The organism is Deltaproteobacteria bacterium (assembly GCA_016930875.1).
GTDB lineage: Bacteria > Desulfobacterota > Desulfobacteria > Desulfobacterales.
The window spans coordinates 1-15,311 of the sequence record JAFGFW010000033.1 but is presented as its reverse complement, the minus strand read 5'-3'; the positions used below and the strand labels follow the sequence as shown (position 1 = coordinate 15,311).

The 15,311-nt window shown below is 51.0% G+C and carries 14 protein-coding genes and 1 pseudogene; 12 read left to right on the top strand and 3 right to left on the bottom strand.

The genetic code is table 11. The features are described 5' to 3' along the window. A partial coding sequence (locus JW883_03425) for a DUF4393 domain-containing protein (GenBank protein MBN1841318.1) occupies positions 1-783 on the top strand: 783 nt, incomplete at its 5' end. Positions 784-875: 92 nt separating this feature from the next. On the opposite strand, the gene JW883_03420 is transcribed toward JW883_03425, so the two are convergent. Beyond that, complete coding sequence (locus JW883_03420; GenBank protein MBN1841317.1) at positions 876-1,142, bottom strand: type II toxin-antitoxin system RelE/ParE family toxin; 267 nt, start codon at positions 1,140-1,142, stop codon at positions 876-878. 3 nt (positions 1,143-1,145) lie between these two features. After that, positions 1,146-1,397 (bottom strand): type II toxin-antitoxin system Phd/YefM family antitoxin, encoded by a 252-nt coding sequence (locus JW883_03415; GenBank protein MBN1841316.1) that lies wholly within the window; start codon positions 1,395-1,397, stop codon positions 1,146-1,148. Positions 1,398-1,658: 261 nt separating this feature from the next. Here JW883_03415 and JW883_03410 point away from each other — a divergent pair, with 261 nt between their 5' ends. The 4 genes and pseudogenes from JW883_03410 (at position 1,659) to JW883_03395 (ending at position 5,186) form a co-directional block, all read left to right on the top strand. Beyond that, positions 1,659-2,384, top strand: coding sequence for a divalent cation transporter (locus tag JW883_03410; protein ID MBN1841315.1), 726 nt, complete (start codon positions 1,659-1,661; stop codon positions 2,382-2,384). A gap of 235 nt (positions 2,385-2,619) precedes the next feature. After that, positions 2,620-2,739, top strand: a pseudogene (locus JW883_03405) (helix-turn-helix domain-containing protein). 434 nt (positions 2,740-3,173) lie between these two features. Then, positions 3,174-3,725 (top strand): NapC/NirT family cytochrome c, encoded by a 552-nt coding sequence (locus JW883_03400; protein ID MBN1841314.1) that lies wholly within the window; start codon positions 3,174-3,176, stop codon positions 3,723-3,725. A gap of 57 nt (positions 3,726-3,782) precedes the next feature. Continuing rightward, entirely contained in the window at positions 3,783-5,186 is a 1,404-nt protein-coding gene (locus JW883_03395; GenBank protein MBN1841313.1) for a hydroxylamine oxidoreductase, read from the top strand. Positions 5,187-5,337: 151 nt separating this feature from the next. Here the strand turns inward: JW883_03395 and JW883_03390 are convergent, their stop codons facing one another. Further along, positions 5,338-7,752 (bottom strand): mechanosensitive ion channel, encoded by a 2,415-nt coding sequence (locus JW883_03390; protein ID MBN1841312.1) that lies wholly within the window; start codon positions 7,750-7,752, stop codon positions 5,338-5,340. Positions 7,753-8,099: 347 nt separating this feature from the next. Between JW883_03390 and JW883_03385 the strand changes: the two genes are divergently transcribed. The 7 genes from JW883_03385 to phoU all read left to right on the top strand — a co-directional run bounded on the left by JW883_03385 (position 8,100) and on the right by phoU (position 15,082). After that, positions 8,100-9,089 carry an FAD-dependent oxidoreductase gene (locus tag JW883_03385; GenBank protein ID MBN1841311.1) on the top strand — a complete coding sequence of 330 codons (990 nt, stop codon included), beginning with the start codon at positions 8,100-8,102 and terminating at the stop codon, positions 9,087-9,089. A gap of 217 nt (positions 9,090-9,306) precedes the next feature. Then, entirely contained in the window at positions 9,307-10,563 is a 1,257-nt protein-coding gene (locus JW883_03380; protein ID MBN1841310.1) for a phospholipase A, read from the top strand. Between the two features lie 191 nt (positions 10,564-10,754). Then, a complete protein-coding gene (gene pstS, locus JW883_03375) occupies positions 10,755-11,774 on the top strand; it encodes a phosphate ABC transporter substrate-binding protein PstS (GenBank protein ID MBN1841309.1) in 1,020 nt (339 codons plus the stop codon). Continuing rightward, a complete protein-coding gene (gene pstC / locus JW883_03370) occupies positions 11,755-12,657 on the top strand; it encodes a phosphate ABC transporter permease subunit PstC (GenBank protein MBN1841308.1) in 903 nt (300 codons plus the stop codon). Before pstS ends, pstC begins: the two co-directional genes overlap by 20 nt. Next, positions 12,658-13,506, top strand: a complete 849-nt coding sequence (gene pstA, locus JW883_03365) for a phosphate ABC transporter permease PstA (protein MBN1841307.1) — start codon at positions 12,658-12,660, stop codon at positions 13,504-13,506. It abuts the gene before it with no gap. After that, positions 13,488-14,246: a phosphate ABC transporter ATP-binding protein gene (locus JW883_03360; GenBank protein MBN1841306.1), complete on the top strand. Its 759-nt coding sequence runs from the start codon at positions 13,488-13,490 to the stop codon at positions 14,244-14,246. Before pstA ends, JW883_03360 begins: the two co-directional genes overlap by 19 nt. Positions 14,247-14,419: 173 nt before the next feature. Continuing rightward, complete coding sequence (gene phoU, locus JW883_03355) at positions 14,420-15,082, top strand: phosphate signaling complex protein PhoU (GenBank protein ID MBN1841305.1); 663 nt, start codon at positions 14,420-14,422, stop codon at positions 15,080-15,082. The last annotated feature ends 229 nt before the right edge of the window (positions 15,083-15,311 follow it).

Here is a 15,311-nt window from a genome sequence, read left to right as displayed (position 1 = left end):
GTTCGAGTCGGAACTTTTTTCCGTCATAATCAGTCCGCTTCGCGGCCTATTATGCCGAAAAAAACTCCGCTCAACTCCGCATTAGGCACGAAAGGATTAAAAATGGTTCAAGATTTGGCCGGGGCAGGAAAAATTGCAGAAGCCACTGAAAGGGGTACACGAGAGTTCCGTGAACTCATCAAGGATTTATTAAGTCCTTCTGCAAATGAAATAGGAGAGTGTATTGCCGACAAAGTTCGGATTTATAGATTTAAATCAACAGTTCGAGCAATAAGGAAAGCCCAAAAACAGATAAAAGAATCAGGACTTAGTGCTCAGCCAATTCAGCTAAAACACCTTATTCCGATGCTTGAGGGTGCATCTCTCGAGGAAGATGATGGCCTGACATCTAAATGGGCAGGACTCATTGCCAGCGCTGTTACAAAATCCGACGTATTGCCCGCTTTCGCTGAAATCCTTCGGCAACTTAGCCCTGAAGAGGCTCGAATGTTGGATTTCATGTTTGATAACGCCTCGGATCTTCCTGGAATCGCTGGTCCAGCTTATGGAGTCGACAAAGCAAAACTTCAATCTTTTTCGGGCCTTTCTCAACAACAGTTTTTGGTACGTATTCAAAATCTCCATAGGTTAGAACTTATCGTGCAGCTGACTCATAGTATGAGTGAACCTATTCGAGGTTTTAGGGGGTGGGGACAATGGGGTACCGTGGGGTTAACCGCTTTAGGTGAGGCATTCGTAACAATTTGTAGAGGCCCTGAAAAAAATGGGACCACAATTGCCTAATCCGTCGCTTGTAGGGACGCTTAACCGCTACGCGGTAGGCGCTCCACAGCTTTTCCGTTATAATTCAACGATGAATTGAGAAAGGTGGGAAATTAGAGGAGTCTTTTATAAACGTCTTTACGGTGTCCGACTTTCACGACAAGTATGACGAGCCGATCCTCATGAATTTCATAAACAATCCGATAATCACCAGCACGAATCTTATGAAAAGTATTGTTGCCTTTCATTTTGGTGGTAGCCGGGTCAGGCAAATTTTCAGCAAGATCATCTATTTTCTTTTTAATTCTAAGCAGTTCCTTCTTGGGAAGCCGTTTCATGTTCTTCAAAACGGCTGGCCTGAACTCAACAGAATATCTCACGGATTAGAGCCCCAACTCTTTCCAGAGTTTTTCAGCCGAAATGTTTTTGCCCGGCTCTTCAAGAGCCTTCTTCGCATCTTCAATATCAATATGATCTTCAATAAGTTGAAGCAATTCAAGCTCTTCCATGGAAATAAGGGCGGCAATTTCCTCGCCCCGGCGGGTCAACACAACCGGTTCTTTTCCATACGCAACCTTGTTTACGATTTCTGCAAGTCTTTTTCTGGCCTCGGCCGTAGAAACTGTATTAAGCATGACGGAGCCTCCATGGTGTACAAATTGTACATATAGTACACGTCCTGTGGCTAGATGTCAAGGAATTATAACAATTCACTGCACCAGATCGCTGACACGTCTGGGAGGAACCATGGGAGGAACCATGGGGACGTTTATGATTTTGTGCGTTTTGGAAACCGAATGGCATAAAATCATAGACGTCCCTGTCTGCCTCCCGGAAAAACAAAACTTTCGCCCGATTGAATGGGCGGCTAACAAACGCTTGCCTGGGAAAACAAAATGCCATACCTTTACGAAGCCCTATTACTCGCAACACTCGCCGGTATTGCAATGCCGATTGGTGGTGCAATTGCCGCCATCGAACGAATTCATCCGGCTTGGCTTGAAAATGAATTTCGTCATGCTGTAATTTCTTTTGGAGGAGGCGCACTTTTTGCGGCTATTGCCCTGGTTCTTATTCCTGAAGGAATAAAAAATTTATCTATTCTTTCTGTTTCTGTCTCCTTTGTCAGTGGTGCAGTATTCTTTTTGGTTATTGATTATTTAATTGCCATACGAGGAGGAGCAATATCCCAAGTCCTCGCAATGTTGCTTGATTTCATCCCGGAAGCAATGGCCCTTGGGGCAATTATTGCACAGGACTCATCAGGAGCATTGCTCGTTGCATTTCTAATCGGTCTTCAAAACCTTCCTGAAGGTTTTAACGCATTCCGTGAGGTAAAAGCAAACCGTTATTGTTCTAGCTGCAACGCCCTTATAATCTTTACTGGACTTGCTTTACTAGGCCCTCTTTCTGCTTTAATAGGGTTGAAATATCTCGCAGGGAATCAACTTGTACTTAACAAGATCATGGTATTCTGCGCTGGTGGCATTTTATATCTTATTTTTCAAGATATTGCCCCTCAAGCCAAACTCAAAAATCGTTGGGCGCCGCCATTAGGGGCAATTGCTGGATTTCTTCTTGGAGTCATAGGCCACATGATGGCGTATTCTAATACCGGCTGAAACAGTATATTCATGAAACCAAGTTCTATTTGCGCTTATTATGCAGTGTGTGACTGAAAAAAAAGGAGATGAAAATGAAACGAAATATTGCGATCTTTTCTGCGATCATTCTGCTGATTAGTTTTAGGAAAGGTAGATTCAAATTCAAAGTGCACCACTAAGTTTATAGGGGACATGACAGGCAATCTGGTAATGTGAGGAAGAGCAACCAACCCACAACCAGAAGGAACCCATTATGTCCTACACACACTTAATGGAGGAGCGATATGTCATCTATCATTTAGTCCTTTACGGTTTGAGCCTCAGAGAGATTGGCCGACGCCTCAATCGGCACCGTATGACCATCAGCCGGGAGGGGGCGGCTCGACTTTGTGGCCCTTGGATACACGGGAGAAAAAATCGAGGATCTCAAAAGAGAACGTTGAGTAATTACCGTTGTTGAACCGGCAATGCGAGGGAATTACAAAATGGCAGTGTTCCTTACGATGGCTGCGAAGCGATGCCGTCAGGCAGAACATTCCCTGCAGCTTGTCGGAGCGAAGCAGAGATCCCGGTATGACGGGGCTGCAGGGATCTTCAAACTTCAGTCACTTTAGTCACTCATGCGTTCCCGGGGCTGCCAGCCCCCTTCAAGGGGGCAAATCAAGGTCACCACCTTAGGGCAGAAATATTCACCCCTATGCAGCCCGGCCTTCAGGGAAGAACCATTGGGATGTCCCCAAAGATACTTAGTGAATGGAGGTTGAAGACCATCTTTATTGATATCATCATTTGAAACAGGAGGGAGACATGAAAAAGGCAATCAAGCCGGCCATCTTTATCGCCATCGGCCTCGTCTTGGCCTTTCCATTATTCAGCCTTGCTTACTACACCATGGTTCGTACCACGACACCTCAGTTTTGCGCATCCTGCCACGAAATCCAATTTGCTTTCAATACATGGAAAACCTCAACGCATGTGAATAATGCCCAGGGTTTTGTGGCCGACTGCATGGACTGTCACCTGCCCGCACCCTACGATACCTTCAACTTTTTCTATGCCAAGACGGCCCATGGGATTAAGGACGTCGTACTCCATTTTTTTCAAGATGATTATGATCATGAGAAAAACCGCCAGGTCGCGTATGAATCGTTTAAAAACGAGCAGTGCCAGAAATGCCATCGTAACCTCTTATATATCCCTGATAAACGAGGGGCCATGCTGGCTCACCGGTCGGTTGTTTATGCTAGGGACGGTTTTGAAAAAAACTGTGTCGACTGTCATCGAAATCTGGTCCACAACCCCAGACCCTTTTATGCCTATAAGCAATTCAGTAAAAACTACAGGGGCGAAGGTTTATAAAAAACTAGCCAAATAAGAAACGTAAACAAAGGAACTTTGAAAAAGAAGGGGGCAAAAATGAAAAAGATACTCTTTATCATCGTTCTAACAGTCGGGTTTATTGGGTTCGTGGCGTCCCTTGTTTCGGTGTCTCACGCCCAGGCGGGAAAAAACATGCCGAAATCAAAGGAATTCAGAATGGAGAGGAGCATGCCGAAAGAGGCGGTGGCCTGTATAGGATGTCACAAGGTTGAAAGCCCCGGGTTGTTTGCCGACTGGAGCCATAGCCGACACGCCAGCGCCAACATTACATGTCTGGACTGCCATCAAGCCGAGACGAGTGATGCGGATGTGAGCCTGGAACATTACAAGCAGTATGAGCGATCGGATGAAAAATTAGGCACCAAGGAATTCAAGACCCCCATTTCGGCGGTGGTTACCCCAAAAGACTGCTCGCGCTGTCATCCTGACGAGGCCAAACAGTACAGCATGAGCAAACATGCCAACACGCAAGAAATTATATGGAAGATAGACCCTTGGCTCAACAAGGGGATGAACAGCGACTTTGAGCGGGTTAGCGGCTGTTACCACTGTCACGGAACCATTATGAAAATCGAGGATGGCAAGCTGAGTCCTGAAACCTGGCCCAACGTGGGGGTGGGCCGCATCAACCTTGATGGCAGCAAGGGAAGCTGCACGAGCTGTCATACAAGGCATCTTTTCTCCGTCATGGAAGCGAGAAAGCCCGAAGCCTGCGGTCAGTGCCACCTGGGGCCCGATCACCCTCAAATTGAAATTTACATGGAGTCCAAGCATGGAGATATCTACACCGCTCATGGAGATGGTTATAACTGGACTGCCGCTCCCGGCACATGGACTCCAGGCGTGGATTTCAGGGGCCCAACGTGCGCATCTTGCCATATGTCCGGAGCGGGCTCCGTATTGACTACCCATGATGTAACAGAGCGTCTTGCATGGGAGATCCAGGCCCCCTTGACCATTCGGCCTTCTGAGTTCAAACCCTTTCCGGCCAAGACCAACTGGCAGGTGGAACGGGATAAAATGACGGAAATCTGTATCCAGTGCCACGGCAAGACCTGGGTGGACGATCACTTTATTAAACTGGACAAGGTGGTGGCCGAATACAATGATGTATATTTCAAACCGGCTAAAAAGATGCTCGATGATCTTTACGGCAAGGGACTTTTGGACAAGACGAGGTTTTTTGATGAACGTTTGGAAGTGGACTATTACGAATTGTGGCACCATGAGGGACGCAGGGCCAGGATGGGTGCTGCCATGATGGCGCCAGATTATGCATGGTGGCACGGCTTTTATGAGTGCAAGAAGCGATATAACAACTATATAAAAGAGGCCAGGGAGTTGATGGATCATAATAAAAAGGCCTATAAGGCCGTGGATTATCCCAATGCAACGGGCGATACGACCAAGCCGCCTGAGGTTTTCGGCACGGTCCAATAATGATTGCGACTGGGCCGACTGCGCGACTGGACTGCGGGTCTGACCAAGCTAACTTGCTGACGATACGACACTTCGTTTGTTAAAACAGCCGATTTGGGGGCCTATAGGGATGTTTTTAGGGGCAACATGGAAACCATTCACCAGCGAGCCCTCATGCGCCCTCATCATCGCGAAGGAGGCGAAACTCCAGGGGTTTGTGGGCGTCGAGATGAACATCTCGCTGCGGGAAGGCGATCACAATACCCGCATCCCTGAAAACGGCGTCAATCCGGAAACGGACGCTGCTTTCAATGAGCCGCCGATCAAGAATCTTGTGAACGACGATCCAAAAATGCACTTCGAAGACCAGAGAATTGTCTCCAAAATCGCAAAAAAGGACAAAGGGCTCGGGGTCTTTCAATACCTTTTGGCTTTCACCCACAACCTGCAACAAAAGCCGCTTGACCTCCTGGACCGGCGAACCATAGATGACGCCGACCTGGATCTTCGCCCGTATTTTTTTGTCTGAGATGGTCCAGTTGGTGATATTCTTTTCCAGGAAACTGCTGTTGGGCACGAGGATGCGTATGTTTTCTCCTGTGCGAACCCGTGTACATCGGGCTCCGATGTCTTCCACCTTCCCCAGCGAGCCCTCCACTTCGATGAGATCACCGATACTGATCGGGCGTTCGGCCATCATGATGAACCCGCTGATGAAATTGTTGATCAGATTCTGAGCGCCGAAGCCGACACCGATGGCCACCGCACCTCCAAGAAAGGCGAAAGCCCCGAGGGGAAGATTCACCATACGCATGGCGAATAGCAGGACCAGGAGATATGCGGAAAAGGTCAGCATTTTCAGGATGGCGGAGGCCGTTGTTTCCTTCAGTTGCGTAAACGCAAGAAGGCGCCTGCTGATGGCCCGAAGAAAATACTTGGCGGCCAGGATCCCGATCACGAGGATGAACAGGGCCACAAGCAACTTTTTGACGGTTACGGCGTGGTTATCGATCACCCACACCTCGAAATCCCACACCTTTCCGATCCAGCCTCCCACATCCCGTACTTTTTCCTTCAGATCGAATCGTTCCAGTCTGAAATCGATCTCATGGATGACCCGTCGATCCAACTCCTCCGTCGCCAAGAGAGAAGAGATGTACTCAAGGCCTCCCTCGACTGAATATTGAACGGCCTTTTTCTGATGACTCACGTGCCCTGCCACCGCCGATTCGAGCCCATCCTCCGACAGCTTCTTCTCCAGGGCGATGATCTGTGACTGCAGATTGGTCTGGCTGCTTTGCTGGACACTCATCATACGGTTAACGCTGGCCAGATGGTTCTCGATCTCCTGACTGTGCATCACCAGATCCTCGTGCCGCACCTCCCCCTTGACCAGCCCGTAGCGCAGCTTCCAGAGCCCTTCCTGGTGCCCCAACTGCCTGAGCATGTCCTCCGTCTGTTCCAGGGCCGCCTGATAGGACTTCAGCCAGGCTTCCCGCGCCCTGAAGGTCGCTTCGGCGACAGGATTCGGCTTGTCTTTGTCGGCCCGTTTCAGTCTTTCCTGCGCGGTCAGCCAGGCAGCTTGTGCCTCATTCTGTTTCCGAATGAGTTTCCCGACCCGTTTTTCGAAATCCGATCTTCTGGCCGAAATAGCGTCCAGCTGCTTTTTCAGGTCGGTTTCGTCAAAATGCAGATTGGCCCGAACCCAATTCAGCTTCCGCTCTTCGAGGTCGGCCCGAAGCTCGGCGATCTTGACCTGGTGCAACAGGTTGTCGCGGTTTACTGTTTCAACCGTAATCAGGGCCTTTGCCAGCTCTGTTTCAACCTCGGCACCCCCCCACTCCCATTCCAGCTTACGGCGCGTCTCTTTTCCCGGGACCGCGTCGAGTTCGTCCTTCAGACCGCGCCATTCTTTCTGGGCTTTCTCGAATCGGAGCGTCACATCCTCCAATGCCTTACGGGAAAGGGCTGCAGCCAGGCCGGCCGTCTCTTTCTGTTGCGCGGCAGCCCGCAAGTCGTCCAGGATACTGTCATAGAAACTGAGGGTATAAGGAGGCTCTTGGATGATGCCCGTTTGCTTTTCGGCTTGCAGCTTTTCGCGCAAAAGCGCCTCTTCTCCTTGCTGTGAGGCCTTCTTCTTCAGGGCCGTCAGGAGACGTTCGTAAGCCGAATGGACGGCCCTTAGTTTGTTGGTGCGTTCGCTGAGATCAGCCTGGGTGAGACCCTTCTGTCCGGCCGTCTGCTCGTTTTCGGCAACCACGGAAATTTCGATCCGTTTTTCGAGATTCTTCAGCTTTTCTGTAATCTCGGCCTCGCTGATCATCTGGGCGGCGTTCCCGCCGGCGGGACCCGTACTGTTTTCCGCCCCGGCCCAAACCGAAGGAGGGATTCCCGTCACACCGGCCGTCCAAAAGCAAAGGACCAGAAAGAGGGCCCCCCAACCGGCAAACGCCTGACCGATGCCCTTGCAGCGCCTTCGGAGGCCGTCATGGTCGTCACCACGGAAGAGACCCAAGATATCAGGCCTACGCAATCGACAAGTATTGGTCATCCTTCTGCGCAGAATGTTGGCAGGCGTCTTGTTCATCTTCTCCTAATCCGAAAACATCCAACCGGCTTGGATCAACGCTGGTTCAGCCCATCCGGGCGTTTCCCAGGTTCCTTTAATCTCCCATATATTCACAGGAATTTCCACCATCTTCTTACGGCCCTCCCGGGTTCACGGCCTAAAACGAAGAATTGACGTATTTATAAACCATTTCAGTGCGTTGTTTGAATGGAAGCCTGCGGAATAGTCGTTAAACATCATAGATCTCCCTCAATCGTCCTGGAAAATCCTTGCCAGGGTTTTGCTGATCTTATAACCTTTTGTGCCAACCGCGTGGCATGCGGGCCGGCCGTCGAGGCAAAAGCATTACGATTAGGGGGTAAGCCATGAATCAGAAGAAAGGCTCGTTGAACAAGGCTTTCCTGGATGAAGCAAAGGACTGCGATCCGCAGGTCGTATATGATTTGTTGATATTAGGTGGCGGTCCGGCGGCAATGAGTGCGGCCATTTACGGAGCCCGAAAGATGTTGCATCTTGGTATCATCACTCGGGACTTCGGCGGGCAGGTGCGTGAAACGACTGAGGTGGAAAACTGGCTCGGATTTCAGGCCATTAATGCCATGGATCTTGCTGATATGTTTGAAGAGCATGTCAAGAGTTTTGATATCTCGGTCAGTTTGCCCGTTAGCGCCACCAAGGTGCTGAAAGAAGGCGACGTGTTCAAAGTGCAATCAGACGATGGCAATACGTATTCGGGCAAGGCCTTGATATTCTCCACGGGAAACCGCCACCGTCCATTGAATGTGCCTGGGGAAAAAGAACTGGTGGGCAGAGGCGTGGCCTATTGTTCCACCTGTGACGCGCCGTTATTCAGTGGCCAGAGGGTGGCTGTCGTCGGAGGCGGTAATTCGGCCTTTACCACGGCTAACGACCTCTTGAAAGTCGATGCAGAAGTCATCCTGGTCAATGTTGAAAAAGGCTGGCAGGCAGACGAAGTTCTTCAGGAACGGATGCAAAAAATGGAAAAGGTTCGTTTTATGGACTATAGCCAGGTCCTGAGCATCGAAGGGAAAGACAATGTAGAGGCGGTCAGGATCAAAAGACGGGATGGCGAGAAAGAGGAAAGACTTGAGGTCGGCGGTGTCTTTGTGGAGATCGGCCTTCTGCCGAACAACGAATCGGTCAAGGGCTTTGTTGATTTGAACGACAACGGAGAGGTAATCATAGATTGCGGCTGTCAGACCAGCGTGGACGGGCTTTTTGGCGCCGGAGACGTGACCACAGTGCCGCATAAGCAAATTATCATCGCGGCCGGTGAAGGCGCTAAGGCTGCGCTTTCTGCTTATGATTACTTGGTCAACAAATCCTTTGTTTAGGAGGCTGTCGGAAAACACCCATCTGCGGTGTTGTCCTCACCCTTCGTCATTGCGGCGTACGGCTAAGTACGCCTCATTCCTCAGGAGCTCGGACGCCTTGCATCTGAGCATTTTCCAACAGCCTCCCGACAGGCTTTAAGGGCTGTGGGTTTGTCGGATACTAATTTGTTCTGCAACCAAAAGCGGCTTCCAAATGTTCAGGGGGTGGTATCGTTTAATGAATCCAGAATCCAAAGCAGGGAAGGATGGCTGTCGGGTTATAGGTATTAGCCTGGGCATTTTTCTCGTCGTTGGTTGGACGCTCATGGCCAGTGCATCGGTTTCGGCAGACGGTCTGGAAACGGTCATTGCCCCACCAACCATACCACCCCAGGCTGGCAAAGTAGCTGAGTTCTCCGTATACGTTCACAACATCGGGGAGGGAATCGTTTCCGTGCAGCTTCCGGTGCAGGTGTCCTGCCGCATTGAGTCAGGCGATCAAACCATAGACGTGGTGGCAAAAACTCTCGAACCGTTTGAAAAACAGCCGGTTGTTGTCGGGAAAAACGGTTTCATTAAAGGGCGCTATGAGTTTAGTGTGCCAACGGGTCTTTCAGGCCCGGTGCGGATGGAAGTCCGTGAATTCCAAGCCGCCAGCGTGATGTTTGCGGTGGCTCCCGCCGAGGAACCCAAAACACAGGCCCTTGGCCGGATCAGTTCAGAGCCATTGGAGCATTACCCCACCATAGATTCGCTGTTTGCCCTCTACCAGCCCTACCTGGTGAACCTTGCTGCCTACGAGTCCATGTATTTCCTCGTGGGGACCAATCCGGAAAAAAGCAAATTTCAAATCAGTTTCAAGTACCGGTTTTTGGACCCCGAAGGGGACCTCGCCGAAGAGCTTCCCTGGTTGAAGGGGCTCCATTTTGGCTATACCCAAACGTCGTTCTGGGACCTGAAGTCGGATTCGGCGCCATTTGAAGACACAAGCTACAAGCCAGAGTTGTTTTTCTTGTCATCGAATATCAAAAAGCGGCCATCCTGGATGCAAGGGTTTTTCCTGCAAACCGGATTCCAGCATGAATCTAACGGCCGCGGTGGGGAATTTTCACGGAACACGAATCAACTTTATGCCAAGCCTTTTTTCATATTGTACGACAACAAAACACAGCTAGGAATTCAGATTGCTCCCAAGATTTGGACCTATGTCCATAACGACAATGATACCAACCCGGATCTAGAAGACTACAGGGGCTTCTTTGACCTGGAAGTAAAGCTCGGAAAGGCGGACAGCTTCGTGTTGGAATCGCACCTGCGCTGGGCGGATGAGGGGGTATCAACGCAGTGGGACTTCACCTACCCGCTGCATCAGCATGTGTTTCGACACCTCGGTTTTTATTTTCAAGCCCAGTATGTCAATGCCTTGGCGGAAAGCCTGATTGATTATAGAGAACGGAACGAGGCATTACGGCTGGGCCTGGCGATTGTCCGATGATGTTCGGTGCAGTCACATTGGGTTTCCGGCCTCATGATGATTTCCGGCAACGCTGTCGGCGCTGATCAGGCTGTGAATCCACGGGCCATTCGACTTTTTTGGCAAGGTCTTGTTCGGAAAACAACCCTTAAAGATTTTTGTCTGGGCATTCCATGAAGGTTTTTATCCTTATCCCATTCATTTCTGTTTGGATGGCCCCTTGGGGTTGCGCATTGCCGGAAACCGGCGTAGAATTATTGGGAGCTGGAGCCACTTTTCCCTATCCTCTCTATTCAAAAATATTTTATGAATACTGGAAAGTCACCGGGGTCAAGATCAATTATCAGGCCATAGGCTCCGGCGGTGGGCAGAGACAGCTTTTGAAGAAAACCGTAGATTTTGGAGGCTCTGACGCGTTTATGAGCGATGATGCCCTGAAAAATGCGCCGGCAGAAGTCCTCCACATCCCAACCTGTGCTGGTGCCGTGGCAGTCACCTACAACCTGCCCGGAAACCCCGAAATGAGGTTGTCTCCCGACCATGTCGCTGACATTTTCCGCGGGAAAATCACCCGCTGGAACGACAATCGCATCGCTGCCGTCAACCCGTCGACACACCTTCCTGACTCGGATATCGTGGTTGTCCATCGCTCCGATGGAAGCGGCACCACATTTGTTTTCACAGACTACCTGAGCCAAGTCAATGAGCAATGGAAAAAAGAGGTGGGGGCGGGCAAGGCTGTAAACTGGCCGGTGGGGCTCGGTTCAAAAGGCAATGCCGGGGTTGCCGGGTTGGTCAAATACTCTCCCGGAGCCATCGGCTATGTGGAATTTGGATACGCCCTGTTGAACAATATGCCCGTTGCCTTGCTGCAGAACCGATCAGGGCATTACGTTCAACCTGACACGATCTCGGTGAGCGCGGCGGCCGATGTCCCTTTGCCGGAAGACACCAGGATATCCCTCACGAATACACCGACCCCTGAAGGTTATTCCATCACGAGCTTCACCTGGATACTTGTGTTTAAAGAACAGGCTTACGGACGAAGACCCAAAGACAAAGCAAAGGCACTTGTGAATGCCCTCTGGTGGGTGATTCACGATGGTCAGGAATACGCCAGGCCTCTGCATTATGCGCCCTTGTCGACAAAAGCTAGAGAAAAGGCCGAAAAACTCATTAAGGCAATAACCTATGACGGCGCCCCCCTTTTCAATGACAACCAGGCCTTATGAAAGGCCTTCATCTGGGTGGCAAGAATCAGCTTTTCAAAAGGGCATATTACTTGCAGCCCTGGCAATAGTGGTACTGCTTGGAGCGGTCTTTCTGAGTCTGCTCTTTCATTCCAAGCCTTCCATTTGGGCCTTTGGCGCCTCTTTTGTCTTTGAAAAAACATGGGACCCGGTGTCGGGGACCTTTGGGGCGATCCCCTTTCTCATAGGAACGCTTCTGACATCCTTCCTCGCTCTGGCCATTTGTGTGCCCTTTGCCCTGGCCATTTCGATTTTTGTAGGAGAATATTTCAGGACGGGGATGCTTTCATCCCTGGTCAAGAACGTCACCGAACTGCTCGCCGGAATTCCTTCCGTCATCTATGGGTTCTGGGCATTGTTCGTCCTGGTGCCCATCATAAGAAGCATCCAAATGAAACTTGGTATCTTCCCGTACGGCGTGGGTATCTTAACGGCATCCATTATCCTGGCCGTCATGATCATCCCCTACGCGGCATCGATGGGCGGAGAAGTGATTTCTCTGGTTCCGTCCGATATCAAGGAGGCGGCCTACTCGCTTGGGGCAACACGACAAGAGATGATCACGAAAGTGATCTTGCCTTACTCCCGTTCAGGAATACTTGCGGGAATTCTGCTGGCACTCGGACGGGCGCTCGGTGAAACCATGGCCGTTACCATGGTGATCGGCAACTCGAACCTCTTGCCTTCAAGCCTTTTCGGTCCGGGCAATACCATGGCAAGCATCATAGCCAACGAATTCACCGAAGCAACAGCGACGCTATACCTGTCTGCCCTCATTGAGATCGGCGTGGTCCTTTTTCTGGTAACCACTGTGATCAATATCATCGGGGCCTACGTGGTCAAGAAAACCAGCTTGGGTGGCTGAATGAGACCCTATCGTTTGCGATTAAGAGCGACCAAAGACAACGGCTTTAAGGGCCTAGTGTTTGTCATGTCCTTTCTATCCATGGCGCCCCTTGCACTGATCCTGTTCTATATCGCGAAACAGGGCCTTTCGTCCCTGAGTTGGGGTTTTTTCTTGGAAATCCCGAAACCGGTCGGCGCCCAAGGTGGCGGGATAGCAAACGCCCTGGTCGGCACGTTCCTTTTGGTGGTGATTGCAGCGCTTCCATCCATTCCTCTGGGAATCGGCGCGGGTATCTTCCTTTCCGAGCACAGAGAAGGCGCCATTTCTTACTGGGCAAGGCTCGCCGTGGAGGTGCTCCAGGGAACGCCCTCCATTGTCTTGGGTCTTATTGCCTATATGTGGGTCGTTGTGCCCATGGCCGGGTTTTCCGCCCTGTCCGGAGGCATCGGTTTGGGGATCATGATGCTTCCGATGATCATTAAGGCCACGGAAGAGACCCTTAATCTCGTTCCCTACGCCTTGAAGGAAGCCTCTCTGGCTTTGGGGGTCCCCTATTACAGGACCATATTGAGGGTTGTGCTGCCGGCAGGGATGAGCGGTATCATGACCGGGATACTCATCAGTGTGGCCAGGGTCGCCGGAGAAACGGCGCCCCTTCTTTTCACGGCCTTTGGAAACGCATTCATGAATTGGGACGTTGCCAAGCCGGTCAATGCGTTGCCCCTGCTGATCTACAACTATGCCACAAGCCCTTATCCGGAGTGGCACCGTATTGCATGGGGAGCCGCCTGTGTCCTGGTGGGTTTTGTCTTGCTGCTGAACCTGCTCGTACGGATGGTTATTCGAAGATGGAAAGTACAGTTCTAAAAACCGTTCGTCTGTCGGCCTATTATGGCGACAACTGTGTTATCAAGACCGTGGACCTGGCGATTCCAGAATCCAGGGTAACAGCCGTCATGGGGCCGTCCGGGTGCGGGAAATCCACCCTGATTCGATGTTTCAACCGGATGCACGAACTCACCCCCGGGGCCAGGGTGGAAGGGCGCGTCTTGCTCAGGGAAGCGGATCTGTACCAGATGAATCCCATCGCAGTGAGAACCAGGATCGGCATGGTCTTTCAACGACCCAATCCGTTCCCCATGATGACTATCCGTGATAATGTGATTGCCGGGTACAAACTCAATGGCATCCGGCTGGACCGGGCAACACGGGACGGGATCGTGGAAACGTCCCTAAAGAGGGCCGCCCTCTGGGAGGAGGTCAAAGATCATCTCGGAAGAAAAGGCACAACCCTTTCCGGTGGGCAACAACAAAGACTGTGCATCGCTCGGGCCCTGGCCGTGGAGCCCGACATTCTGCTGTTCGACGAACCCACGTCTGCCCTAGACCCAACGGCGACGGCCCGTATTGAGACACTCATGACGGAACTCAAAAAGACGGTCTCCGTCATCCTGGTGACACATAACGTGGCCCAGGCAGGGAGGGTTTCCGACTTAATTGCATTTCTCCACGCCGGAGAGCTCATAGAATTCGGCCCGAGGGGCCAGCTTTTGACCACGCCCAAGGACAGAAGAACCGAGGCGTTTCTAACGGGAAAGCTAGCTTAGTGCCCATCCACAAATCAAAGATTTGTGAATGGAGCGATCAGCCCTCAGCGGTCAGCTTACAGCCTAACTGCTTGGTTTGATGCTTTTTTTAGCTGACGGCTGATTGCTGAAAGCTCAAAGCCTTCATCCATAAAGGGCCATTTATGGATGGAAACTAGCTTAGGAGGAAGTCGATGCTTGAAGGTAGCCTCAAAATGGTAAAAGAAATGCTCGTGCAAAGCGCTGCTTTGGTTGAAAAAATGATTGAAAAGAGCATAGATGGACTTACAAACAAGGATGTAAGCCTCTTGTCAGAAGTCATTGAACAAGATGAGCCAAAAGAAAACGCCCTGGAGCTTGAAATAGATGAGGCGTGCATTCATTGGGTTGCCTGCTACCAGCCACATGCAAGGCACTTAAGAACCATTATGATGATTCTGAGGATGAATAACGACCTGGAGAGAATCGCGGACGAAGCCGTGAACATCTGTGAAAGTGCCCTCATCGTGGTTGAAGCGCCTGAGGTCAAACCCCTGGTGGACATTCCGACGATGGCTGAAAAGGCCATGGGGATGCTAAGAGACAGCCTTCGGTCTTTACTGGAAGAAAACGCCGATCTGGGCCGCAAGGTCTGCAAACAGGACGACCAGGTGGATGAACTCAGAGATCAGGTGATAAGGGAGCTTGTGCCCATCATGAAGTCAAGGCCCGAAGCGGTAGAGGCCTCTATCCATCTGATCAGGATCGCCAGAAGCCTGGAACGTATCGGCGATCTCTCAACCAATATTTGCGAGGATGTGGTGTACATGGTTGAGGGCGCAACAATCAAACATCATCAGTGGAGAGACTGTAGGTGAGGCGAGAACCCGGCGACCAATATTTAATAGAGACGAAGCTTTAAATGTTCCCACCGGGATTCCGTTGGTGTACGAATTAGATGAAGGACTTCAGGCAAATGAACTACCGCGCCGCAAGCTGCGGGGTATCAAAGCGGAATTGCGCCGTAGTTCGCCTTGCCTTCGCGCAGCGCAGGCGCTTGCGCCGCGTGTCATCCCTGCAGCAAGTCGCCGACGCGCCATAGCTTGG

Excerpts from the sequence above, each read along its gene's own strand:
- JW883_03415 (MBN1841316.1), bottom strand. The coding sequence starts at position 1,397 with ATGCTTAATACAGTTTCTACGGCCGAGGCCAGAAAAAGACTTGCAGAA.
- JW883_03410 (MBN1841315.1), top strand. The coding sequence starts at position 1,659 with ATGCCATACCTTTACGAAGCCCTATTACTCGCAACACTCGCCGGTATT.
- JW883_03400 (MBN1841314.1), top strand. The coding sequence starts at position 3,174 with ATGAAAAAGGCAATCAAGCCGGCCATCTTTATCGCCATCGGCCTCGTC.
- JW883_03395 (MBN1841313.1), top strand. The coding sequence starts at position 3,783 with ATGAAAAAGATACTCTTTATCATCGTTCTAACAGTCGGGTTTATTGGG.
- JW883_03390 (MBN1841312.1), bottom strand. The coding sequence starts at position 7,752 with ATGAACAAGACGCCTGCCAACATTCTGCGCAGAAGGATGACCAATACT.
- JW883_03385 (MBN1841311.1), top strand. The coding sequence starts at position 8,100 with ATGAATCAGAAGAAAGGCTCGTTGAACAAGGCTTTCCTGGATGAAGCA.
- JW883_03380 (MBN1841310.1), top strand. The coding sequence starts at position 9,307 with ATGAATCCAGAATCCAAAGCAGGGAAGGATGGCTGTCGGGTTATAGGT.
- pstS (MBN1841309.1), top strand. The coding sequence starts at position 10,755 with ATGGCCCCTTGGGGTTGCGCATTGCCGGAAACCGGCGTAGAATTATTG.
- pstC (MBN1841308.1), top strand. The coding sequence starts at position 11,755 with ATGACAACCAGGCCTTATGAAAGGCCTTCATCTGGGTGGCAAGAATCA.
- pstA (MBN1841307.1), top strand. The coding sequence starts at position 12,658 with ATGAGACCCTATCGTTTGCGATTAAGAGCGACCAAAGACAACGGCTTT.
- JW883_03360 (MBN1841306.1), top strand. The coding sequence starts at position 13,488 with ATGGAAAGTACAGTTCTAAAAACCGTTCGTCTGTCGGCCTATTATGGC.
- phoU (MBN1841305.1), top strand. The coding sequence starts at position 14,420 with ATGCTTGAAGGTAGCCTCAAAATGGTAAAAGAAATGCTCGTGCAAAGC.